The organism is Salinibacter sp., from assembly GCF_036626415.1.
In the GTDB taxonomy this organism is placed as follows: domain Bacteria; phylum Bacteroidota; class Rhodothermia; order Rhodothermales; family Salinibacteraceae; genus Salinibacter.
On sequence record NZ_JAZKRW010000148.1, the window covers coordinates 1 to 6,796 of the forward strand.

Consider the following 6,796-nt stretch of genomic DNA (forward strand, 5'->3'; position numbering starts at 1 on the left):
CGTACGTGCCGTAGTTGCGGGTATAGGTGGCCATCGCCCGGTAGTCGAGGACGCCGAGGTGCCCGGCCACGCCCAGGTGGTGCCCGACGACGCGGTTGTTGGCGATCCCGACCCCGGCGGCGTCCCGGCCAAACGGCGTGAGCAGGGGGGAGCCCGCCGTGCGCCCGTAGAGCGTCCACCCGCTCTCGTAGATGTAGTGGTTGTAGTAGTCGTCGCGCCCCCCCGGCCCGCCGCGCGGATTCCTCGGATTCGGCCCCACTGGTCCGTTCTGCCACTTCGTGTAGAGGTGCTCGTAGACGAGGCGGTCGACGAGGCGGCCGACCCGCGTGTCCGTGAGGGCGAGCCCGAAGAGCCCGTCCTGCGGGCTTTTAAACTTGAGGTTGTCGCGGTCCTCGTAGACGAACTGGCGGTAGGCCCGGGCCCGCAGCGGCCCGACCTCGGCGCTCAGGCCCGCGTCGATGACGCCGAAGTGGTCCCCCTGGATGTATATCTGCTCCCCGCGGGGCGCATCTTCGGCCCCGGTAAGGGCGACGACGGTCCGCGCGTAGTCGTTCAGCGACTGGGGCAGGCGGCCGAGGTCCGGGGCGGTGCCGCCCCACATCGCGTTGTGAACGAGCCCGCCGTACACCTGCACCGGCGAGGGGGTGCCCACCCGCAGGTAAAAGGTCTTCTGGTGCAGGTAGGCGCCCTCGGCAAACCGGTCGTCCGGGAGCAGGCCGTCGGCGTAGCGGCCCTTGAATTCGACCCACCGCCGCGTAAGCGGCACGGCCGTGTACCCGTCGGTCGAGAGCACAATTTTCGGGATGGGCGTGGCGTTGCGGCTCTGGCCGAGCGAGCCGGAGGTCAGCCCCTCGGCGACCGCCCCGACGGTCTCGGCCCTGCGCCCGACCCGCAGCTCCAGGAAGCGGTAGCGGGCCCTCGCGTAAAGGGTCGGGAAAAAGACCGTCTCGCGGGCGGAGGCGCGGCCGAGAAGCTCGGCGCCGTAGCCGACCGCCCACGTGCCCTCCGAGGCGAGGCTCCGCTCGGCCCGCAGCCGGAGGCGCCCGCCCGACGAGGCGGCGCCGATCGTCCCGTCCGTGCCGGCGTGGAGCCAGAACGGCACCGTCGACCCGGTTGTGCCCGTGGCCCCGACCTCCACCTCGACCCGGTCCGGCGTCGGCTGGGCACAGAGCGGCGCTGCGAGCCCTCCGATCCACAGCACCAGTACGGCGAGGGCCCCCGCGGTTCGTCTCCGTGTTCGATTGAGGAGCACATTGTGCATGGTGGGGGATCGGGGAGGCGGTAGGGGACGCCGTGCAACTCGGCGGCTCGACATCTCCTTGAAGGACTCTTCCCAAAAGATGCTTCCGTGAACGAGCGAAATGACGGTGAATGTTGAGCCTCCGCAGTGGCCGAGGCCCAGACGTGGGGGCACACGTCCGTCCGCTCCGAATAGAGGGGCTCCGGGAGGCCGGTGGGCCTCCGTCTCGCTCTTCTCGCCGATCGCCCGCGCCGATGCCCCGCACCGACGCGCCCGACCCTCCGAGTGCCGGACGCGTGGCCCTGTTCGCGGATCGGTTTCTGCCGTACTCCCAGACGTTCATCTACGAGGAAATTCGGGCCCACGAGCGCTACGCCGTCGACGTCTTCTGCAAGGAGCGCCGCAACGCCGACCGGTTTCCGTACGAGCGCGTCGTGCACCCGACCACCTGGCTCGGGCAGCGGATCTACGAGAACGTCGGGTACTGGCCTCGATTCGACCGGATGCTCGGGCGGGGCGACTACGACCTCCTCCATGCCCACTTCGGCACGACGGCCGTCTACGCCCTGCCCTACGTGCTGCGGCACGACCTCCCGTTCGTCGTCACGTTCTGGGGCAACGACGTCTCCGTCCTGCTGGGGACCCAGCGCTACAACCCCAAGAACTGGCGCTACCTGGCCCTCCGGCAGACGATCATGGACCGGGCCGACCGCATGCTGTGCGTGAGCCGAGAGCTGGCCGCGTTCGTGCGGGAGATGAGCGGCCGCCCCGAGGCGATCGAGGTGTGGAGCCACGGCGTCGACCTGGACCGCTTCCGGCCGGTCGAGCACGAGAACGAGGTGCCGTCGGTCGTGATGGTGGGCCGCTTCACGGAGAAGAAGGGGCACGTCTACGCCCTCCGCGCGTTCGCGAACACGCTCGGCGCCGGGCACGCGGCTCACCTGACCCTCATCGGCGACGGCGCCCGGGAGGGGCGGTGCCGGGCCCTGGTCCGCGACCTCGGAATCGGCGACCGCGTGACCTTTGCGGGGGTGCGGCCGCCCGCCGAGGTGGCCGGCCGCCTCGCCCGGGCCGACGTGGCCCTCGTGCCGAGCGTCGTGGCCCGCAACCACGACCGGGAGGGGAGCCCCACCGTCGCAAAGGAGGCGGGCGCCTGCGGGGTGCCCGTCGTGGCCACCTGCCACGCCGGCCTCCCCGAGATCGTGGACGACGGCGAGACCGGCCTCCTCGTGCCCGAGCGGAACGTCGAGGCCCTCACCGACGCCCTCGGCCGCCTCCTCGACGACGCGGCCCTGCGGCGCCGGCTCGGACAGGCCGCCCGCGAAAAGATGGAGCGGGAGTTTGAGCTTCACGCGCAGGTGCGCACACTGGAACGCCACTACGATCAGATCCGGCGGGACCGCCCGGCGGGCCCACGATGACCGAGCGCATCGAACATGAACTGCAGCGCGGGGCCCTCGTCAACGTCCTCGGGACGCTGGGCAAGATGGCCGGGCCCTCCTTCCTGATCCTCGTGACCCGCCTGTACGGGGCCGACGTGTTCGGCGTCTTCATCACCGCCACGTCGTTCATCGAGATGGCGCTCGCGTTTCTCACGGCCGGGTTCAAGGACGGGGCCCTGCTGTCGGTGGCGCGCCACGCCGACTACGAGGACGAGCGGGACCGGCTCTACCAGCTCCTCGCCAACACCCTGGGGTGGAGCCTCCTCTTCGCCGCGCTGCTCATCCTGCTCGGGTTTACCGCGGGCCCGTGGGTGCTGCCCGCTCTCTACGAGGAGTACGGCGCGCGCCTCGTGTCCGCCCTTCAGGTCATGGTGCTGGCCCTGCCGGTCCTCGCGTTCGACCGCATCGTGATCGCGGCGACCCAGGGCCTGAAGATTATGAAGTACGACGCGATCGCGAACGGCGGCCTGCGCCCCCTCACGCTCCTTGGCGCGGCCGCCGCCTTCTGGGCCTGGATGCCGACGACGACAGGTCTCGCCCTGGCGTACCTCACCACGCAGGGCCTCCTCGGCGGCCTGGCCCTGTGGATCTACACCCGCGAGCTGGCCTGGCGGCCCCTCCTCGACGCGGTTCGCGATTTCGAGCTGGACCGCGAGATGCTGGCGTTCGCCCTCCCGCAAAACCTCAACATGACCCTGGAGCGCTTCCTCACGAACATCGACGTCATCATGCTCGGCATGTTCGGGGTGAGCGCGGCCACGACAGGGTTCTACGGCGCCGGGGCGAGGGTCGTCCGCGAGCTCCTCAACGTCAAGCAGGTCTTCTCGAACGCCTTCGTCCCGCACGTCGTGCGACTGCACCGGCAGGAACGGGCCTCCGAGCTCTCCGCCCTCTTCTCCAAGACGTCACGCTGGATCGCGACGCTCGCGGTGCCGGCCCTGGGGGCCGTGGCACTCCTCCGGACCGACATTCTGCGCCTCATTTCGCCCAAGTTTGCGGGGATGGACGCCGTCTTTATGCTCGCGCTGCTGCCCATTCCGTACCTGCAGTGCAGCGTCGGCCTCGCCGGCAACATCGTGGTGATGACCGGGCACTCGCAGCTCAACCTGCTCAACAGCGCGACCACCGCCCTCGCCAACGCGCTCCTGAACGTCTGGCTGATCCCCGTCCTGGGCCCGCTCGGGGCCGCGCTTGCCTCGACCGCCGCCACGGTGCTCAAGACCATCATGGAGCTCGTGGAGGCGTGGGTGGTCGCGCAGACCCGGCTGCTGCTCCGGGCCGTCTACCGGCCCCATCTCGCGGGGGCCCTCGTCGGCGTGGGGATCGGCCTGGCCCTGTGGACCTACCCGGCCCTCGACGCGTCGCTGCTTGGCCGTCTCGCCGTGCTGGGCGGGGCCCTCCTCCTCTACGGCGGGCTTCTCGTCGCGCTGGCCGGCCGCCTGCCGCGACGGCCCGCCGCCCTGCGGGAGGCGCCGGGGGGCTAGGGGCCGCCCGGGCGGACTCAGGCAACGGAGACAGGCGTCCGGGACGAACGCGGCGGGGCGTAGAGGCTCTCGGTCTCGAAGAGGTCGTACCGGAGCGAGTCCTCCAGGTAGCGCACGAAGGCGCTCCGCATCCGGTCCGTGAGCTGAAAGCGCGGGTGGTCGAAGAGGTTGCCGCGCACGTAGCGGTGCCAGGCGTAGAGGAGCAGGTCCTTCGGGGTGTTGCGGACGCGGCGCAGGAAGTGGTCGGTCCCCCACAGGTTGCCGTCGTGCGAGTAGCGGAGGTAGAGGTACGACGCCTCGCGGGGCAGGATGGCAGCCCGCTTCTTCCGCCAGTCGTTGAGGTACTCGGTGTCACTGGTGCGCCGGATGTTCGGGTATCGGATCTCGGGGTCCCGGCGGTGCATGATGGTGGGGGGAACCCCGTCCGGCAGGATGCCGATGAACGGATGATGGAAATAGTCCGGGTCGTGGACGTGCATCAGCGTGCCCTGCAAGGTGCAGACGTCGTACCCCCGCCGCAGCACCTCAACCTGCCGCTCGATGCGCTCGGGATGAGACCAGTCGTCGTCGTCCCACTGCGGCACGACAACCTCGCCGGTCGCCACCTCCAGGGCCCGGTTGCGGAGCCCCCCAATCCACAGGTTGGAGCTGTCCTCGACGTGGTGGTAGCGGACCTCGCCGGGCAGGTCGAACGAGCGCACGACGGGCTCGACCGGCTCCGCGCCGTTGTCGAGAACGACCAGCTCGAGGTTGTCGTACGTCTGCTGCTGGTAGCACCACAGCGCCCGCCGAATGAGCTGGGGCCGGTCCGCCGTCACGAGGAGGCAACTGACCTTTGGGCCGCGGGAGGACGACGACATGGTTCGGGACGAATCGAAGGAGGCTCTGGCGCGAAATCGTGGGCTGTACGGGTCGGGCTCCCTCAGGTGCCGAGCCGCGTGCGGTCGCGACTAAGCACCTGCTCCGCGCCACCTGCATCTGGGACTTCCTCTCATGTCGTCCGTTAGGCCGAGCGTCCGTACTCTGTTTCCCAACCTCCGTCGTCGATGGTTCGCGTCTCGTCGCTCCTCACGATCTCCCTTCTCGTTCTGTGCCTCGTGCCCGTCTCGAGCCGGGCGCAACTCGTCGTCGACTCCACCCTGGCCGCCGACGTGGCAGCCCCGGCGCCCGCCTCGCCCCGAGTGACCCTCAGCGGGTGGGCCGACCGGCGGCGTACGGCCCTGCTGGACCGCCGCTTCGCCTTCGGGGGACTCACCTACGACCGCGGCGTCTTTCGGCACATCACGCCGCCGATGGACCGGGAGTACGCCCTCGACATGACGACCTACCGCTTCTCGCCGCTCGAGAGCACGGCGTGGGCCCGCATGGACAGCGGCCTGCGCCTGCGCACCGGCAGCATCGTGCGGGCCGAGTGGGCGTTCGTGACCGACATCAAGCACACCGCGGCGCTGGCCCCCGACCACACGCTCCGCGTCGACGCGCACCTTCGACAGGACGCCACGGCGCAGCGCTCCCTCATCGAGTTCAATTACGACTGGCGCGTCGCAGGCCGGCACCACGTGGGGGCCCGCCACACCATCTCCCAGTATAAGCCCGACTTCGACGCCTCGCTCTACTACCAGTACGGCACCGCGCAGACGGGCCGGGCCCGGGCGGAGATCACTGTGCTCGACGCGTACCACGACCTCATCTTCCAGACGCTCGGCGTCTCGGAGAAGGACGAGGAATTTGTCCGGTCCTACCAGCGACACCCCTTCCTCGGGCAGATTACCCTCCAGACGCCGGCGCGCTTTCCACTCCGGGCCGAGCTGCACGTGGGCTGGCAGCCGTCGAGCGAGTTGCGGGTGCAGTCGCAGCTCGAGCCCGACCACCGCTACCTCGACCGGGAGACCGCGCACTACGTCGGGGCCCTCGTGGAATACAGCACCGGCCCGGTCACCGGCGGCCTCCTCGTGCAGCGCGACAAGTCGACGCTCGACCGGCTCGGGCTCCGCTCCGCCGTCACGAGCGACTACCGCTCCGCCCAGCGCTTCCAGCGCGGCGGGGCCTTCCTGATCGGCTCCTGGGGCCCGTTTCAGGGGGAGGCGTGGTTCTTTCTGGAGGACTACTACGATCGAAACCGGGGCGAAAACTTCGACCTCTCCACCATCGGCCGCGCCATGAACTACACCGAGTACCGGAAGAACTACCGGGTGCAGGTCGCCTACGTCCCCTCGGCCGGCGGCTGGTACGGCCGCCTCGGGTACCTGGCGATGTCCCGCCGCATGGGCCCCCAGCCCTGGATCATGGGCAACGAATGGACGAACCACTGGTACAGCCTCGCCCCCAGCAATTACCGCGTGTCGGGCGTCGTGGGCTACCGCTTCGGCCGGGGCGCCGTGGAGCTGGGCATTAACTACGACCTCGACGGCGACCACCACTACAAGGCCGGCCCCGACTACCAGAAGAAGCGATTCGACAACGGCTTCATCCGGTTCGTGGTCGGCTGGTAGCCCCGCGCCGTCCTGTCGCCCCTCCGCATGGATCTTCGACGCGCCTTCAGACCTTCGTGACCGACGCCGCCTCTCCCCCGACCGACGACCACGCCGTCGTGCTCTTCGACGGCGTGTGCAACCTGTGCAACGGCGCCA

General features: G+C 69.9%; 5 protein-coding genes. 3 read left to right on the top strand and 2 right to left on the bottom strand.

What is annotated here, in order from left to right:
- The coding region (locus tag V5A20_RS12525) for a capsule assembly Wzi family protein (protein WP_332327479.1) at positions 1–1,261 on the bottom strand (1,261 nt) is incomplete at its 3' end.
- Positions 1,262–1,494: 233 nt separating this feature from the next.
- Here V5A20_RS12525 and V5A20_RS12530 point away from each other — a divergent pair.
- Entirely contained in the window at positions 1,495–2,661 is a 1,167-nt protein-coding gene (locus tag V5A20_RS12530; RefSeq protein WP_332316399.1) for a glycosyltransferase, read from the top strand.
- Positions 2,658–4,166, top strand: a complete 1,509-nt coding sequence (locus V5A20_RS12535) for an oligosaccharide flippase family protein (RefSeq protein WP_332316398.1) — start codon at positions 2,658–2,660, stop codon at positions 4,164–4,166. The genes V5A20_RS12530 and V5A20_RS12535 overlap by 4 nt, the downstream gene beginning before the upstream one ends.
- Positions 4,167–4,183: 17 nt before the next feature.
- Here V5A20_RS12535 and V5A20_RS12540 read toward each other — a convergent pair whose 3' ends face one another.
- Positions 4,184–5,026, bottom strand: a complete 843-nt coding sequence (locus tag V5A20_RS12540) for a glycosyltransferase family A protein (RefSeq protein ID WP_332316397.1) — start codon at positions 5,024–5,026, stop codon at positions 4,184–4,186.
- A gap of 186 nt (positions 5,027–5,212) precedes the next feature.
- Here V5A20_RS12540 and V5A20_RS12545 point away from each other — a divergent pair, with 186 nt between their 5' ends.
- Positions 5,213–6,658, top strand: a complete 1,446-nt coding sequence (locus tag V5A20_RS12545) for a hypothetical protein (protein WP_332316396.1) — start codon at positions 5,213–5,215, stop codon at positions 6,656–6,658.
- Positions 6,659–6,796 lie beyond the last annotated feature (138 nt).